Source organism: Pseudomonas sp. PSKL.D1 (assembly GCF_028898945.1).
Classification (GTDB): Bacteria; Pseudomonadota; Gammaproteobacteria; order Pseudomonadales; family Pseudomonadaceae; genus Aquipseudomonas.
Window position 1 is genome coordinate 2893132 of sequence record NZ_CP118607.1, and the last position, 14925, is coordinate 2908056.

Below are 14925 nucleotides of genomic sequence, written 5' to 3' on the forward strand. Positions count from 1 at the left end.
CCGTTTCTTCATGCCACGGCTTTTCGCTGCAGCCATTGCACGATGGTCATGACGGTGGGCGTCAGTTCACGGCCTTTGGGAATGACCAGGTAGTACGACTGAGGTGGCCTGACCACGAACGGCTCAAGCTTGATGAGCTGACCATTGTCGATGAAATGGTCCACCATGCGGCCCCAGCCCAATGCAACGCCATAACCGTTGACGGCTGCGTTCACGACATCGGTATACAGTGTGCAGCGCAAATTCAGGTTCAGTTGGCGGGTTGCAGCGCCCATCTCCGTGAACCAACCCGACCAGGTCATCCAGCCTTCGGAGGTAGCGTCGGACTCCAGTAATCCCGACTGTGCCAATTCAGCCAGGGTGGTGGGGGCAGGATTACGTTCAAGCCAGGCGGGCGAGCACACCGGAAACACCTCTTCTTCAAAGAGCAGTATCGATTGCGCGTCCGGCCAATGCCCATGGCCAAAGCGGATATCCAGGTCGTAGTTAGGTAACTTTAAATCCCCCGTGAACATCTGGGTCGCGAGCCGAAGTTTTACGCTGGGTAAAACGTCGGCCAATCGCTGCAGACGCGGCATGATCCGAAACTGGGAGAAGGTTGCCGTGGAGGCAAGAATAAGTTCTTCCCGTTCACTGCCTTCGCGGATCTGGTCAAACCCGCTGGCCAGCTTTTGCAGCGACTCTGAAATGATGGCGAATAATGTTTCACCGGCTGGCGTGAGCTGAATGTGCCGATGGTTACGCTGGAAGAGTTGAACGCCAATATTGTCTTCCAGCACCCTGATCTGTTTACTCACGGCGGCCTGGGAGACGCCCAGCTCTTCGCCCGCCAATGTAAAACTGTTCAGCCGGGCAACGGACTCGAATTGCAGCAAGGCGGTCATGGAGGGAATGATGCGCCGGTAGCCTTTATGCGGGGTGACAGGGCCTTGATTTTTCATGTTATTCCTTCCCGATACCGCGCCAAGCGTAGCATTTTTCGCTGGCCTGTCGGGGCGTAGAGCACCCGACAGTTTGGATAACGCCCGGTTATCCAAACGCGCGCCTAAATGTTGCTTGTCGCGGGTTCAGCCATCGAAATAGATTGCCTGTAAGCCTGTGCCTGCTTGAATCAACCCAGTCGTAGTCGTTAAGCAATCATATTAATAATGTGCTTGGAGACCGTGATGCCCTCAACGTATTCCATCCCACCTGACAGTCGACGCATTGACCCCGCCAGGCGGCGAACAACCGCGCTTAAACCTGACGGCTCGCTCGATGACAATGACCGGGCCGAGATCGGTCCGACGCAGTTGGCCTTTTCAGAATGGGCACAATTGGGATTACAAGTGCCCCACCTCGCGACCCTGCGTGAATACCGTTTAGGTCGAATCCGGCAGCAATTGATCGCCCGCGATTTGGCCGGCATCCTGCTGTTCGACCCGCTGAACATTCGATACGCCACCGACACCACCAACATGCAGCTCTGGACGACCCACAACCCGGCACGGGCGTGTTTTGTTGCAGCCAGTGGCCATGTAGTGTTGTGGGACTTCCATGGCTGTGACCACCTCAGCGCGCACTTGCCTCTGGTGAGCGAATTGCGCAGCGGCGCGTCGTTTTTCTATTTCGAAACAGGCGATAGAACTGAAGAGCACGCGCGCCGGTTCGCGGGCCAGGTCGATGGGATCCTGCGCACACATGCTGGCGCCAACCGCCGTCTTGCGGTGGACCGGCTAGAGCTTGCGGGTATTCGGGCGCTTGATGCATTGGGTATCGAGCTGCACAGTGGCCAGGAGGTCACCGAGTTCGCCCGGGCGATCAAATGCCCCGATGAGGTCAAGGCCATGCGCTGCGCGGTGGCTGCTTGCGAGGCGGCCGTTGCCGAGATGCAGCACGCCCTGTGCGCCGGCATGTCGGAGAACGATGTGTGGGCCGTGTTGCACGCTGGCAACATTCGGCGGGGAGGCGAGTGGATTGAAACCAGGATCCTCAGTTCAGGCCCGCGCACCAACCCGTGGTTTCAGGAATCCGGGCCTCGTATCCTGAGTGATGGTGACCTGCTGTCGTTCGACACCGATCTTATTGGTGTCTACGGCATGTGTGTCGACATGTCCCGCAGCTGGATATGCGGGGGGCTGGCGCCCACTGCCGAACAGAAGCGGTTGTACCGCATCGCCCATGAGCACATCACCCACAACATCGAGATGATCAAGCCTGGTGTGCGTTTCTCCGAACTCACGGCCAAAGGCCATCGGTTGCCGGAACCTTGCCGTGCCCAGCGTTACGGCGTCATGTTCCATGGGGTAGGGCTGTGTGACGAATACCCGTGCATTCGTTATCCCGAGGATATTGACGCGTACGGCTATGAGGGCGAACTGCAACCGGGGATGGCGTTGTGCGTCGAGGCCTATGTCGGCGAGGTGGGCGGACGTGACGGGATCAAGCTGGAGAACCAGTTGTTGGTTACCGAGACGGGGTATGAACTGCTTACCCATTACCCCTTCGAGGACAGCTTTCTGCTGGATTGACGGGTTCAGGCTCAAGTGCGCGGTCCGCTATGTCATCCAATTATTGAAATGTGTCTAACATGGGCATGCCAAGGCCCTGCCAGATCCAGTAGCATATGCGCCCGTTTTTTGAGGTTAGGTAATGATCACCAGCAAGCGCGGTGCCACGATGTCTGGCCTGTTGGCAATCGCTATGTGGAGTATGTCGATCGCGTTGATTCGCAGCATCAGTTCGACGTTTGGCCCGGCAGGGGGAGCGGCGCTGATCTACACGCTGGGCACGATCCTGTTGCTGGTGTTGCTTGGCAAACCGAGGTTGAGGTCTACGCCTTGGCTCTACCTGGTCGTGGGCGGTGCACTGTTCGTCACTTACGACGTCAGCATGTCCCTGGCGTTGGGCTACGCCACCACCGATACACAGGCGGTCGAGGTCAGCATCGTGAACTACCTGTGGCCTTGCCTCACGGTAGTGATCTCGATCTGGATGAACGGCCAACGCGCGCGCTGGATGATCGTCCCGGGCACGATGCTGGCCATATTCGGCATTTTGTGGGGCGTGGCAGGCGACGGGCTTTCACTGGAGCGGTTGGCAGCGAGTGTCGAGTCCAACCCCGTGGCCTTTGGTTTGGCCTTCGTCTGTGCACTCAGCTTCTCGCTGTACTGCAACATCACGCGTCGCTACGCCGGGGCAGGCAATCAGGTCGTGCTGTTTTTCATGCTGACCACTGCTGCGCTTTGGACCAAGTACGCCCTGAGCGATGAGCAGCTTCACGGATTCAGCCTGGCAAGCAGTGTTGAGCTTGCGGTCGCGGCGCTTGCTGTTGGCGGGGGGTATGCGTTGTGGAACCACGGCATCACACGAGGCAACCTGACTTTGCTGGCTACAGCCTCTTACTTCGCACCGGTGCTCTCGGCCGCATTTGCTGCGATCTGGCTGGGCGCGAACCTTACCGTGCAGTTCTGGCAGGGCGCTGTTCTGGTCACTGCCGGTTCGCTGCTGTGCTGGTACGCCACCCGGGAACTTGCACCCAGCGCTGAAGCGCAGGCTTGAACGCGTTATTTTGATACCGACGCGTTACAAGGGGGAGGTTGCTGCCCAGGACATGTTTTCCAGGATGGCGGCCTGGGTGCTCGGGGGCAGGGTAGGCCAGTACTTGAAGGCCAGGAAATACCCAAGACCCGCGATGATGTAAATCAGAAGGGCACAGGCTGGGATGACATAACGAACGCTGTAGATGAGGCCAGCGGTCTTTCTCAGAATTTCGGTCATGATGAGGGTTGCACAGGGGGCGATTGAAGGGGGAGCACTTTATGGTCTTGTATATTAGCAAGCTAAGCAATTATAGAGACAGTGGCATTGTGTCACATGCCCGTTAAATAAAGGGCAATTACAGAGCAAGCGATAGTTACCTGGAGCCATGAATGGATGTGCTGAATGCGATGTGTCGACTTGCCGGTGTCCGTGGGCCATCTGCTCATCATTCCGTCGCTCATGGAGTTCCAGCAACGCTACCCTGGGATCGAGTTGACGCTGGGTACCAGTGATAAACCGGTCGACCTGATCAGCGAAGGTGTCGATTGCGTCGTGAGGCTTGGCGCCCTGGAAGATTCCAGCCTGATTGCAAGCGGGATTGGTTATCTACCCATGGTGACGTGCGCGTCTCCAGCGTACCTGGCTCGACATGGGGTGCCCGAGTGCGTGGGGGATCTGAGCGAACACGTTGCGGTGAACTATTTCTCGGGCAGTAACCCTCGTACGCTGGAATGGTTATTTGTTGACGACGATGAAATTCAGACCGTGCGGGTCAGGTCGGCAATCAACGTGAATGACACGCAGGGCTTCGTCGCATCAGCCCTTGCCGGGTTCGGCCTGATCCAAGGCCCAGCGCTCAATGTTCAGGCACATCTTGATTCCGGCGCGCTGGTGCGGGTAATGCAGAATTGCCCGGTACCCGCCAAGCGTGTCTCGATCCTGTACCCCCATCGTGAACTGATGCCGCCGACGGTTGAGGTCTTCGTTGCATGGCTTCGGTCGCTGATGGCTGAGAAGGGCTTGATCCAGCCTTGATTGGTAATTTTGGGATACCAGTCTGTAACTCCGACGCGTCTTTTTCTCTGCCTTGCGGCTCGGTAATTTTGAGCTTTGAGCATTTGCAAGAGGAACAGAGACATGTCAAAGGTTGTTCGATTTGGCACGTGGTTTGAAGTCAGCACCTCATTTGTTTTCGGGTCGCTGTCGCCACTGTAGAGACGATAATCATAAGCTGTGTAACCCAGCAGCAGGTTGGATACGCTGAGCGCCTCAACCGCCAGCGAGAATGAGGTGAGAGCGAAACCAGGAAACAGAATGAAGCCAACGCGCCTTACAGGGGGCTGCGGTTGCGTTTTTTGCATGGCATGAATATCTCTGGCAGGACGTTCAAAGCAAACAGGGGATATTTGAATGTCAGCACAAGCTGTCTGGGCACCAGCCTGACAGTAATGCAGCCTGTACGCATGGATCAAGGTGTACAGAAGACTCGAGAGCAGCGTCAGTAAGCCCAGTTGCGGATTGTAACGCTCAAACAGAATACCAGATTTAACATAATCATCATTATGCGCACATTCGTATACACCGCTGAATGCCGACATGCTCAGATCCAAAAATGCAGCACGCACAAAATCCGCACATTGTTTGATCCTGGTTAAGGTTTCTGCCAATGACTTCCCGCATGCTCATGGCTCGGTATCCTCTTATCGCGGGAGGCTCCACATGACGCTCATCGTAACCGGCGCTGCCGGCTTCATTGGCAGCAACTTGATTCAGGCGCTGAACCAGCGTGGCGAAACCAACGTCATCGCCGTTGACGACCTGACTGATGGCGACAAGTTTCGCAACCTGGCAGACAGCGACATCGCTGATTACCTGGATAAAGATGATTTTCTTGAGCGCTTCAGCCGTGGCCAGTTTGGCAAGGTGCGCGCAGTGCTTCATCAAGGCGCTTGCTCGAGCACCGTCGAAGGCAACGGCCGCTTCATGATGGACAATAACTACCGCTTTAGCCGGGATTTGCTGCAGTCGGCTCAAGCCCAACAAATTCCGATGCTTTATGCTTCGTCTGCCGCCGTGTACGGCGCCGGGCAGGATTTTCGCGAGCAGCGTCAGTGTGAGCGCCCACTGAACGTTTATGGCTACTCCAAGTTTCTGTTCGATCAGTATGTTAGGCGTCAGTTGCAGGCGTCATGCAGCCAGATCGTGGGCCTGCGTTACTTCAACGTTTATGGGCCGCGTGAACAGCACAAAGGCACAATGGCGTCTGTTGCCCTGCATTGCTACAACCAGTATCAAGCGCATGGCGCTGTTCAATTGTTTGGCAGCTATGGAGATTATCCTGCAGGTGGGCATTTACGAGACTTCGTTGCTGTAGACGATGTCGTGCGGGTCAATCTGTTCTTTCTGGATCACCCGGGCCTGAGCGGAATTTTCAATGTTGGTAGCGGCCGCGCTCAGTCTTTCAATGACATAGCATTGGCGGTCATCAACAGGCTTCGCCTGGCGCGCGATGAGCCACCTGTTTCGCTGCAAGTGGCATTGCGTGACAAACTCTTGAGTTACAGTGAATTTCCTGTGCATCTTCGCGGTAAATATCAGTGCTACACCTGTGCCGACCTGAAGCGTTTGCGTGATGCGGGTTACCGGGCGGCAACCCTGACGGTTGAGCAAGGCATCAACCGTTACTGTGATGAGTTATTGGCCAATCGCGCCGCTGCTCCCTCCCCGGTGGCGCACGGTTTTGCCGCTTGAAAAGTTATAACTACACTAAATAGTCATTTAGTGTAGTTATATAAACGCAGTATTCATCGCTCAGCCACTTGCCCCATCAGTTGCCACGCTTTTTCGGACAAGGCCTTTAAACTGAACGGTTTGAGCATCAACTGCTGCGCGGGCACATCGTTGGTCGCATGCAGATACCCGGTCACAAACAATACCGGCAGTTCCGGGCGTATTTGCAATACCCTGTCCGCCAGTTGCCAGCCGTCTATCGCTCCGGGCAGGCCGATGTCAGTAATTAGCAGATCTACTTCACTGTGCCTGTGTAATTGCTCAAGGGCCGCCGCGCCCGCCATTGCCTGAACGACCTTGAAGCCACTGTCTTCCAGCGTTTCCGCCATGACTTGGCGCATCGTGTGCTCGTCCTCCACCAGCAAGATCGTCCCGCCCCGGTGCGCTTTAACCGTGGCAGTTTCGTCCGATGCGGTGCGCAATTGGCTGGCTTGCGCAAGGTAACGAGGCAGATAAAGGTCTACTGTGGTCCCCTTGCCCGCTTTCTACGTGGCCGCCTGATTGTTGAGCGAAACCGTAAATCATCGACAGGCCAAGGCCCGTCCCCTGCCCTGCGGGTTTGGTAGTAAAGAAGGGTTCGAATGCATGCGAGGCTGTTTCGGGGGGCATACCGATGCCGGTATCGATCACCCTCAGATGTACGTAATGGCCGGGTAGCAGATCGGTAGCCTGGGGGCTCTGCGCGTCCACCGCAACGTTGCTGGCTTTAAGGGTAATCTGGCCGCCGCTCGGCATGGCGTCGCGGGCATTGTTACACAGGTTCAGCAGTGCATTTTCAAGCTGCGCTGCGTCTACGTAAGCCTGCCATAATGCTTGGTTGCCCAGAATTCGGACATCAATTGCCGGGCCGAGCGTAGGGGCAATGAGTTCACTCATGCCCTCCAGCACGGTCATCACATCCACGGCCCTTGGGCTAAGCGCCTGGCGGCGGGAAAATGCCAACAATCGGTGCGTTAACGTAGCTGCACGGCTCACGTTGCCCTGGCAGACGGCCAGGTGTTTGTCCACCTCGGCCAATTGGCCCTCAGCAAGGCGATGACACGCCAGCTCCAGTGAGCCGGAAATGCTGCCGAGCAAGTTATTGAAGTCATGAGCCAGGCCACCGGTGAGCTGGCCCACAGCCTCCATTTTTTGCGATTGGCGCAAGCGCTCTTCCACAGCCATCAGTTCGTGGGTGCGGGTAGCCACCCGTTGCTCGAGGGTGTCGTTGAGTTCTTGCAGGCGCCCCTCTGTGGCTCTGAGCTCGTTGCAGGCGCGCTCCAGTGCTTGCTCACGGCTGCGCAACGCCTCTTCAGCCAGCGTGCGTTCGAGCAGGTCGGCAGCCGTGCGGGCGAGAATATCCAGCAGCCTCAAAACCCGTTCGGAAGGCTGGTGTGGCTCGCACCAGTGGTTGGACATCATGCCCAGTAGCCGACCGGTTCGCGACACCAGCGGCGTGGTTTGCGCCGCCCGGATGCCAGCGTCTCGAAATGCCTGAAGCTCCGGGGTGCCGGCAATATCGCTCCATTGCTCGAAGTCGGCGATGACCGCTCGCTTGCCTTGGCGCAGTGCCAGCCCACAACTGCTCAGCGCATTCTGGTTGACCCACTTCCAAAAAGCTTCCGCGTCGGCCGACAAGCCGCGTGAGCACAGCAACTGCAGCTCACCTGCATGCCCCGACGGGTCGTCCGGCGGGCAAAGCACCTGCATCGTGGCAAACTGGGAGCCGGTGATGGTGGCCGCCGCATCAATGATATGGCGGTACAGCATCTGCCGGTCCTGTTCGCCAATGAGCGCCACGCTGATGCTGTGCAACAACTCGATATCAGACATGCCGGGCTGCAAAGCCGCTGGCGAGCGCTGGGCAGATGTCATCATTGCGGTTCCCGTAAGAGCTACGCTGGTGCACAAGCGTAGCAATAAAAGGCACGGCTACACAGTCATGCCAGGCCGCCAAAACGCTTGTAGAAGTTCTCGTTCACATCGGGCAGTGGGCCATCGGCGGTTTCAAGCGCCGCATTCAGCCACGTTTCCGCCTTGGCAAATACCAAACGGTACAGATTACGGCACAATTGCCGCGCTGCCCGGCCTTCCCAGTCGCCAGGCAACAGCTCGTCCGGCAGTTGCGGGTCGCGCAACAACAGCCGGCGGTACTCGTGAATCAGCAAAGTACGAGCCAGGAAGCAGTCCTGGGCATCTAGCTCGTCCTGCTCTTTCAAGCCTTGCCACAACGGCCGGAACAGCTGGATGAATTCGCTGTACTGCTGGCCCAGCTCATCGATGCGCCAGCTTTCGCGCACTTGTGCGCGCATGGCCTTGGAGGCGAGCACCTCCTGGGTATGGGTATCGAACACAATGCTGTCGTCACTGGCCTCGAGTTCACGCAGGGTAGCCGCCAGGTCAGTGCGGTCCGCCCGAGGGCAACCGAGGACGTTCGGGGCCATCACACCAAAACCTTGCCATTCCAGTTCTTCGCGTACGGCCTTGCGCTTGGCGGCTTCCAGTTGAGAAAGCAGTACCAGCGTCCATGCACCGTCCCAGGCCGGCTGGCTAGGGCTGTACACCCGCTTGAAGGCTTTTTCGAAGCGGCGACGCCCAGTGCCGGTCAGGCTGTAATAGCTGCGTCGGCCAACCTTTTCGGCGGTTAGCCAGCCTTCTTTGGTAAGGCGGAAGATCGACGTGCGGATCAAGCGCTCGTTGATGCCGATCGGCTCCAGCAGGTTGATCAGGCTACCCAGCCAAACCGTTCCACCATGGGGCTCGATGGCATCACCGTACAAGGTGATGATCAGCGAGCTGGCACGGATCGGAGTCTGTTCCTGAAAGCGTTTGATCAGCGTGTTCAGTGGGGCGAGGTTGCTCATGAATGAACTGCTTGCAGATAAAGCATCGACTATACCTGTGCGGCGGCCCGCCTGACCATGGCGCTGCGCAGGGAGGTTCATGCGCCCTCCTCGCCTTTTGGCCTGAAGCCGCCGTCGCCCATGCGCGGGCGATGCGCTTCGGCCTCGGTCAGGGGCTGGCATTCCACGAGGCTGGCCATGCAGCGTTGTGTCAAATGGTGATACTCGGCGGTACCGCGCTTTTTCCAGGTGATTTCCTGGTCGCTTAATGCACGTTTGACCTGTGCGGGTGCGCCCATCACCAGGCTTTGCGCCGGGCATTCGAAGCCAGCCTTGACGAAAGCGGTGGCGCCGACGATGCAGCGCGGCGCCACGTGTGCGCCATCCATCACCACTGCGTTCATCCCGATCAAAGCGTCTTCTCCCACGCGGCAGCCATGCAGTACCGCGCCGTGGCCGACATGACCGTTGCGCTCGACCACGGTATCGCCCCCCGGGAAGCCATGCATCACGCAGGTGTCCTGCACGTTGGCGCCCTCCTCCAGCACGATGCGGCCGAAGTCACCGCGCAATGACGCCAGAGGGCCGATGTAGCAACGCGGGCCGACGATTACGTCGCCAATCAGCACGGCGCTGGGGTGCACGTAGGCGGTGGGGTCTACCACGGGCGTCAAGCCATCAAGGCGATAGCACGGCATGATCAACTTCCTGAAATAATTTATTGATAGGAACAATCCTGTATCGGGTCTGGTAATGCCGTCAACCAATAAAATAGGCACTAAGCTCTTCTTAAGTCACGCATAGGATACGTAAACACAATTTAGATGTTGCATTCATGTATCGCATGGTAGCTATACTGTCCACACCCTGGGTACGGCATCGCCCTGCCCCTGCAGACAATTCCAACAAGCGCCGGCCATGCAATGCGCCGCGCGAGCAGCCCGAGGACCCACCATGCCGCGTTTTCTCGAAGTGCAGGCGCCAGACCACGGCGTGCGCCTGATCACGCTGTACCGGCCCGAAGCGCTCAATGCCTTGTGCACCGAACTGTTGGCCGAGCTTGCCAACGAATTGAGCAGCGCCGACAACGACCCCCAGACCCTTGCAGTCGTGATCACCGGCAACCGCAAGGCCTTTGCCGCAGGTGCCGATATTGCTGAAATGGCCGAGCGGGACCTCGTGGGCATCTTCAATGACCCGCGTGCAGCCCATTGGCAACGCATTGCGGCCTTCAGCAAGCCCTTGATCGCGGCAGTGAACGGCTATGCCCTGGGCGGCGGCTGCGAACTGGCGATGTGCGCGGATATCGTCATCGCCGGTGAAGAGGCCCGCTTCGGTCAACCGGAAATCAACCTCGGCATCATGCCTGGCGCCGGCGGTACACAACGCCTGCTGCGCGCAGTAGGCAAGCCATTGGCGATGCAAATGGTGCTGACTGGCGAAGCCATCACCGCCCGCCACGCCCTGCAGGCCGGCCTGGTCAGCGAGGTCACCCAGCCCGAACTGGCCGTCGAGCGCGCCATGCAGGTGGGCCGAAGCATCGCCACCAAGGCGCCACTGGCCGTACGCCTCGCCAAGGAAGCCTTGCTAAAAGCCGGCGACACCGACCTGGCCAGCGGCCTGCGCTTCGAGCGCCACGCTTTTACCCTGCTGGCCGGCACCGCCGACCGCGAGGAAGGCATCCGCGCCTTCCAGGAAAAACGCCCAGCCCAGTTCAAGGGCTGCTGATACGCCCTCCCCATCGACCGACGGAGCAAGTCTGCGATGACTTTCGAGCACATTCTGTTTTCCATCGAGGGCGGCGTTGCCCTCCTTTCGCTGAATCGGCCCGAGCAGCTGAACAGCTTCAACACGCACATGCACCTGGAAGTGCGCGAAGCCCTCAAGCAAGTGCGCCAGAACAGCACGGTACGGGTGCTGCTGCTCACGGCCGAGGGCCGCGGCTTCTGCGCGGGGCAAGACCTGTCCGATCGCAACGTCGCCCCCGGTGCGGCAATGCCGGACCTGGGTGAGTCCATCGAAAAGTTCTATAACCCCCTGGTGCGCACCCTGCGTGAACTGCCGCTGCCTGTGGTGTGTGCGGTAAACGGCGTGGCCGCGGGTGCCGGCGCGAACATCCCGTTGGCCTGTGACCTGGTTTTGGCGGCCCGTTCGGCCAGCTTCATTCAGGCGTTCTGCAAAATTGGCCTGGTGCCCGACTCGGGCGGCACCTGGTTATTGCCGCGGCTGGTCGGCATGGCGCGGGCCAAAGCGCTTGCCATGCTGGGTGAGCGTTTGAGCGCCGAGCAGGCTGAACGCTGGGGGTTGATCCACCGCGTGGTTGACGATGCTGCACTGCGTGACGAAGCCCTTGCCCTCGCCCGCCACCTCGCCACCCAGCCAACCTATGGCCTTGCACTGATCAAACGCAGCCTCAACGCCAGTTTCGACAACACGTTCGACCAGCAACTGGAGCTTGAGCGCGACCTGCAGCGCCTTGCCGGGCGTAGCGATGATTACCGCGAAGGGGTGAGCGCCTTCATGGGCAAACGCACCCCCGCATTCAAGGGGCGTTGAGTATGAGCGCTTTAGGCAACAACGCCCTGGTGGCGGTAATCGGTGCAGGCGCCATGGGCGCTGGCATTGCCCAAGTGGCCGCCCAGGCCGGCCACCCCGTCAAGCTCTATGACAACCGCCCGGGTGCCGCGGCCGAGGCTGTGGCGGGCATTGACCGCCAATTGGGCCGATTGGTGGAAAAAGGCAAATTGCAGCCGGCTGCCCGAGAGTCGATCCGTGCGCGCCTGCAGCCAGTGGAGGCCATAGAGGCGCTCGCTGACGCGCGCTTGGTGATTGAAGCCATCGTTGAAAACCTTGAGGTCAAACAAGGCCTGTTCCTTCAGCTTGAGGCGCTGTGTGCCGACAATTGCATCCTTGCCAGCAACACCTCGTCATTGTCGATCACCAGCCTGGCCGCCGGCCTGAAGCGCCCGCAACAGGTCATAGGCATGCACTTCTTCAACCCGGCGCCGCTGATGGCTCTTGTGGAGATTGTTTCGGGCCTGGCCACTGACCCCGCGCTGGCGGTATCGCTTTATGAAACCGCCAAAGCCTGGGGCAAGCTGCCTGTTCACACCCGCTCTACCCCGGGCTTTATCGTCAATCGCGTGGCCCGGCCGTTCTATGCAGAAAGCCTGCGCCTTTTGCAGGAAGGCGCCGCCGATTGCGCAACGCTGGATGCCTTGCTGCGTGAGGCTGGCGGCTTTCGCATGGGCGCGTTCGAACTCACCGACCTGATCGGCCATGACGTGAACTACGCGGTTACCTGTTCGGTGTTCAATGCTTTTTATGGCGACTTTCGCTTCCAGCCGTCGCTTGTGCAGAAGGAGTTGGTCGATGCCGGCCGCCTTGGGCGCAAGAGCGGCCAAGGCTTCTATTGCTATGGCGAAGGCGCCGAGAGCCCACAACCCACCCAGTTGCAAAGCCATGAATCGGTGGACAGCTGCGTGATCGAAGGCGACTTGGGCATCGTGCAAGGGCTTGCCGAGCGCCTGCGCGGTGCTGGCATTGCCGTGAGCGAACGTGCCGGCCGCGGCCTGATCCAGGTCGGTGACGCAGTCATTGCCCTGTCCGATGGGCGCCTGGCGAGCCAACGTGCCCGTGAAGACGGCTTGCGCAACCTGGTACTGATCGACCTCGCCCTGGATTACCGCACCGCGTCGCGCATTGCCATCACCTGGTCTGCGGATACCACGCCAGTCGCCCGCGATCAGGCGGTGGCGTTGCTGCAACGTGCAGGCCTTGCCGTCAGTGCCGTTGCCGACCTGCCAGGCCTGGTAGTGCTGCGCACCGTGGCCATGCTGGCCAACGAAGCTGCCGATGCGGTGCTGCACGGCGTAGGCAGTGCCGCCGATATCGACCTGGCGATGTGTGCCGGTGTCAATTACCCACGCGGCCCGTTGGCCTGGGCCCAGCAACTGGGCGCTGGCTACACGCTGCGCGTGCTGGAACACCTGGAGCGCAGCTATGGCGAAAGCCGCTACCGCCCTTCGCTGTGGCTGCGCCGTAAAAACGCCCAAGGAGCCACGCTCGATGAATGACCTGCAACGTTCCCCCACCGAGCTGGCACTGGCCTGCGCCGACGCCATGTTCGCCCGCGACAACGCCACGCAGGCGCTCGGCATCAGCCTGCTGGGCGCTGGCCCCGGCTGCGCGACGCTGCGCATGCCGGTTCGCGCCGACATGATCCAGGGCCACGGCACCTGCCACGGGGGGTTCCTCTTCGCCTTGGCCGATTCGGCTTTTGCCTTCGCCTGTAACAGTTACGACGAGGCCACGGTGGCGCTCGGCTGCAGCATTGATTATGTGGCCCCGGCCATGCGCGACGACGTGCTCACCGCCACCGCCACCGAACTGAGCCGCAAAGGCCGCACCGGCCTGTACGACGTGCGCATCGAAAACCAGCATGGCGCGCTGATCGCCATGTTCCACGGCAAATCCTACAAAGTGCGCGGCACGGTGCTCGCGCAGGAGACGCAAGATGACTGAACCCACTGCCTGTGACGCCTTGATCATCGATGCCGTGCGCACCCCCATCGGCCGTTACGGCGGCGCGCTCAGCAGCGTACGTGCCGATGACCTGGCGGCGGTGCCGATCAAGGCGCTGGTCGAGCGCCACCCTGAACTGAACTGGCAGGCCATTGATGACGTGATCCTCGGCTGCGCCAACCAGGCCGGCGAGGACAACCGCAACGTGGCGCGCATGGCGGCGCTGCTGGCCGGGCTACCGATCAGCGTGCCGGGCACCACCCTCAACCGCCTGTGCGGCTCGGGCATGGATGCCATCGGCAATGCCGCCCGCGCCCTGCGCTGCGGTGAAGCCGGGTTGATGCTGGCCGGTGGCGTGGAGTCGATGTCCCGTGCGCCTTTCGTGATGGGCAAATCGGAGCAGGCCTTTGGCCGCAGTGCCGAACTGTTCGACACCACCATCGGTTGGCGCTTCGTCAACACATCGATGCAGGCGGCGTACGGCATTGATTCCATGCCGGAAACAGCAGAAAACGTCGCTGAACAGTTTGGCATCTCGCGTGCCGACCAGGACGCTTTCGCCCTGCGCAGCCAGCAGAAAGCCGCCGCTGCACAGGCCCGTGGCCGCCTGGCGTGGGAAATCGTGCCGGTGGCGATCGCCCAACGCAAAGGCCCGGCCAAGTGCGTTGAGCACGATGAGCACCCTCGCGCCGATACCACCCTTGAACAACTGGCCAAACTCGGCACGCCGTTCCGCCAGGGTGGCAGCGTTACCGCAGGTAATGCCTCGGGCGTCAACGATGGCGCTTGCGCCCTGCTGCTGGCCAGCAGCCAGGCGGCACGCAAGCATGGCCTCAAGGCCCGTGGCCGGATTGTGGGCATGGCCGTGGCCGGGGTCGAACCGCGCATCATGGGCATCGGCCCGGTGCCGGCCACCCGCAAAGTGCTGGCTCTGACAGGCCTGAGCCTTGCCGACATGGATGTGATCGAACTCAACGAAGCGTTCGCCGCCCAAGGCTTGGCCGTGTTGCGCGAATTGGGCCTGGCGGATGACGACCCGCGAGTGAACCCCAACGGTGGCGCCATCGCATTGGGCCACCCGCTGGGCATGAGCGGTGCGCGGCTGGTAACCACGGCCCTGCATCAACTGGAAGAAACTACCGGCCGTTACGCCCTGTGCACCATGTGCATCGGCGTGGGCCAAGGTATCGCCATGGTCATCGAACGCCTCTGACCAACGGTTTGTTACCCAACGCGACGCGGCCGGTTATGCTGCGTCCATGACACT

15 protein-coding genes are annotated in these 14925 nt (G+C 60.0%); 9 read left to right on the forward strand and 6 right to left on the reverse strand.

Features of this window, described 5'->3' with window-relative positions; all coding sequences use genetic code 11:
* Positions 1-8 precede the first annotated feature (8 nt).
* The gene (locus tag PVV54_RS12940) at positions 9-941 is read right to left on the reverse strand and encodes a LysR substrate-binding domain-containing protein (protein ID WP_274910322.1); all 933 of its coding nucleotides are present in this window, start codon (positions 939-941) and stop codon (positions 9-11) included.
* A 225-nt stretch (positions 942-1166) separates the two neighbouring features.
* On the opposite strand from PVV54_RS12940, the gene dddP reads away from it, so the two are divergent.
* Both dddP and yddG read left to right on the forward strand, forming a co-directional pair.
* Complete coding sequence (gene dddP / locus PVV54_RS12945; RefSeq protein ID WP_342456617.1) at positions 1167-2510, forward strand: dimethylsulfonioproprionate lyase DddP; 1344 nt, start codon at positions 1167-1169, stop codon at positions 2508-2510.
* 121 nt (positions 2511-2631) lie between these two features.
* Positions 2632-3540, forward strand: coding sequence for an aromatic amino acid DMT transporter YddG (gene yddG / locus PVV54_RS12950; RefSeq protein WP_274910324.1), 909 nt, complete (start codon positions 2632-2634; stop codon positions 3538-3540).
* A 24-nt stretch (positions 3541-3564) separates the two neighbouring features.
* On the opposite strand, the gene PVV54_RS12955 is transcribed toward yddG, so the two are convergent.
* Positions 3565-3759: a hypothetical protein gene (locus PVV54_RS12955; protein WP_274910325.1), complete on the reverse strand. Its 195-nt coding sequence runs from the start codon at positions 3757-3759 to the stop codon at positions 3565-3567.
* 165 nt (positions 3760-3924) lie between these two features.
* On the opposite strand from PVV54_RS12955, the gene PVV54_RS12960 reads away from it, so the two are divergent.
* Together PVV54_RS12960 and rfaD are read left to right on the forward strand one after the other, a co-directional pair.
* Complete coding sequence (locus PVV54_RS12960; protein ID WP_274910326.1) at positions 3925-4557, forward strand: LysR substrate-binding domain-containing protein; 633 nt, start codon at positions 3925-3927, stop codon at positions 4555-4557.
* 684 nt (positions 4558-5241) lie between these two features.
* Complete coding sequence (gene rfaD / locus PVV54_RS12965; RefSeq protein ID WP_274910327.1) at positions 5242-6273, forward strand: ADP-glyceromanno-heptose 6-epimerase; 1032 nt, start codon at positions 5242-5244, stop codon at positions 6271-6273.
* A gap of 53 nt (positions 6274-6326) precedes the next feature.
* Here rfaD and PVV54_RS12970 read toward each other — a convergent pair whose 3' ends face one another.
* From PVV54_RS12970 to paaY, 4 genes are all read right to left on the reverse strand, one after another.
* Positions 6327-6653 carry a response regulator gene (locus PVV54_RS12970; protein ID WP_274910328.1) on the reverse strand — a complete coding sequence of 109 codons (327 nt, stop codon included), beginning with the start codon at positions 6651-6653 and terminating at the stop codon, positions 6327-6329.
* A 46-nt stretch (positions 6654-6699) separates the two neighbouring features.
* Positions 6700-8169: an ATP-binding protein gene (locus tag PVV54_RS12975; protein WP_274910329.1), complete on the reverse strand. Its 1470-nt coding sequence runs from the start codon at positions 8167-8169 to the stop codon at positions 6700-6702.
* Positions 8170-8231: 62 nt separating this feature from the next.
* The gene (gene paaX, locus PVV54_RS12980; RefSeq protein WP_274910330.1) at positions 8232-9155 is read right to left on the reverse strand and encodes a phenylacetic acid degradation operon negative regulatory protein PaaX; all 924 of its coding nucleotides are present in this window, start codon (positions 9153-9155) and stop codon (positions 8232-8234) included.
* A gap of 77 nt (positions 9156-9232) precedes the next feature.
* Positions 9233-9832, reverse strand: coding sequence for a phenylacetic acid degradation protein PaaY (gene paaY, locus PVV54_RS12985; protein WP_274910331.1), 600 nt, complete (start codon positions 9830-9832; stop codon positions 9233-9235).
* Positions 9833-10088: 256 nt separating this feature from the next.
* Here paaY and paaF point away from each other — a divergent pair, with 256 nt between their 5' ends.
* The 5 genes from paaF to pcaF are packed head-to-tail and all read left to right on the forward strand — an operon-like array spanning position 10089 to position 14871.
* A complete protein-coding gene (paaF, locus tag PVV54_RS12990) occupies positions 10089-10862 on the forward strand; it encodes a 2,3-dehydroadipyl-CoA hydratase PaaF (protein ID WP_274910332.1) in 774 nt (257 codons plus the stop codon).
* A gap of 36 nt (positions 10863-10898) precedes the next feature.
* Positions 10899-11690, forward strand: coding sequence for a 2-(1,2-epoxy-1,2-dihydrophenyl)acetyl-CoA isomerase PaaG (gene paaG, locus PVV54_RS12995; RefSeq protein WP_274910333.1), 792 nt, complete (start codon positions 10899-10901; stop codon positions 11688-11690).
* 2 nt (positions 11691-11692) lie between these two features.
* On the forward strand, positions 11693-13210 hold the full coding sequence (paaH, locus tag PVV54_RS13000; RefSeq protein WP_274910334.1) for a 3-hydroxyacyl-CoA dehydrogenase PaaH: 1518 nt from the start codon (positions 11693-11695) through the stop codon (positions 13208-13210).
* Positions 13203-13658 carry a hydroxyphenylacetyl-CoA thioesterase PaaI gene (gene paaI, locus PVV54_RS13005; protein ID WP_274910335.1) on the forward strand — a complete coding sequence of 152 codons (456 nt, stop codon included), beginning with the start codon at positions 13203-13205 and terminating at the stop codon, positions 13656-13658. The genes paaH and paaI overlap by 8 nt, the downstream gene beginning before the upstream one ends.
* Positions 13651-14871 carry a 3-oxoadipyl-CoA thiolase gene (pcaF, locus tag PVV54_RS13010; protein ID WP_274910336.1) on the forward strand — a complete coding sequence of 407 codons (1221 nt, stop codon included), beginning with the start codon at positions 13651-13653 and terminating at the stop codon, positions 14869-14871. The genes paaI and pcaF overlap by 8 nt, the downstream gene beginning before the upstream one ends.
* Positions 14872-14925: the final 54 nt, after the last annotated feature.

What these genes read in the sequence shown, in the direction of transcription:
- dddP (WP_342456617.1), top strand. Translation starts at nt 1,167, where the DNA reads ATGCCCTCAACGTATTCCATCCCACCTGACAGTCGACGCATTGACCCC.
- PVV54_RS12940 (WP_274910322.1), bottom strand. Translation starts at nt 941, where the DNA reads ATGAAAAATCAAGGCCCTGTCACCCCGCATAAAGGCTACCGGCGCATC.
- pcaF (WP_274910336.1), top strand. Translation starts at nt 13,651, where the DNA reads ATGACTGAACCCACTGCCTGTGACGCCTTGATCATCGATGCCGTGCGC.
- paaG (WP_274910333.1), top strand. Translation starts at nt 10,899, where the DNA reads ATGACTTTCGAGCACATTCTGTTTTCCATCGAGGGCGGCGTTGCCCTC.
- yddG (WP_274910324.1), top strand. Translation starts at nt 2,632, where the DNA reads ATGATCACCAGCAAGCGCGGTGCCACGATGTCTGGCCTGTTGGCAATC.
- PVV54_RS12960 (WP_274910326.1), top strand. Translation starts at nt 3,925, where the DNA reads ATGCGATGTGTCGACTTGCCGGTGTCCGTGGGCCATCTGCTCATCATT.
- paaH (WP_274910334.1), top strand. Translation starts at nt 11,693, where the DNA reads ATGAGCGCTTTAGGCAACAACGCCCTGGTGGCGGTAATCGGTGCAGGC.
- paaI (WP_274910335.1), top strand. Translation starts at nt 13,203, where the DNA reads ATGAATGACCTGCAACGTTCCCCCACCGAGCTGGCACTGGCCTGCGCC.
- PVV54_RS12970 (WP_274910328.1), bottom strand. Translation starts at nt 6,653, where the DNA reads ATGCGCCAAGTCATGGCGGAAACGCTGGAAGACAGTGGCTTCAAGGTC.
- PVV54_RS12975 (WP_274910329.1), bottom strand. Translation starts at nt 8,169, where the DNA reads ATGATGACATCTGCCCAGCGCTCGCCAGCGGCTTTGCAGCCCGGCATG.
- paaF (WP_274910332.1), top strand. Translation starts at nt 10,089, where the DNA reads ATGCCGCGTTTTCTCGAAGTGCAGGCGCCAGACCACGGCGTGCGCCTG.
- rfaD (WP_274910327.1), top strand. Translation starts at nt 5,242, where the DNA reads ATGACGCTCATCGTAACCGGCGCTGCCGGCTTCATTGGCAGCAACTTG.
- paaX (WP_274910330.1), bottom strand. Translation starts at nt 9,155, where the DNA reads ATGAGCAACCTCGCCCCACTGAACACGCTGATCAAACGCTTTCAGGAA.
- PVV54_RS12955 (WP_274910325.1), bottom strand. Translation starts at nt 3,759, where the DNA reads ATGACCGAAATTCTGAGAAAGACCGCTGGCCTCATCTACAGCGTTCGT.
- paaY (WP_274910331.1), bottom strand. Translation starts at nt 9,832, where the DNA reads ATGCCGTGCTATCGCCTTGATGGCTTGACGCCCGTGGTAGACCCCACC.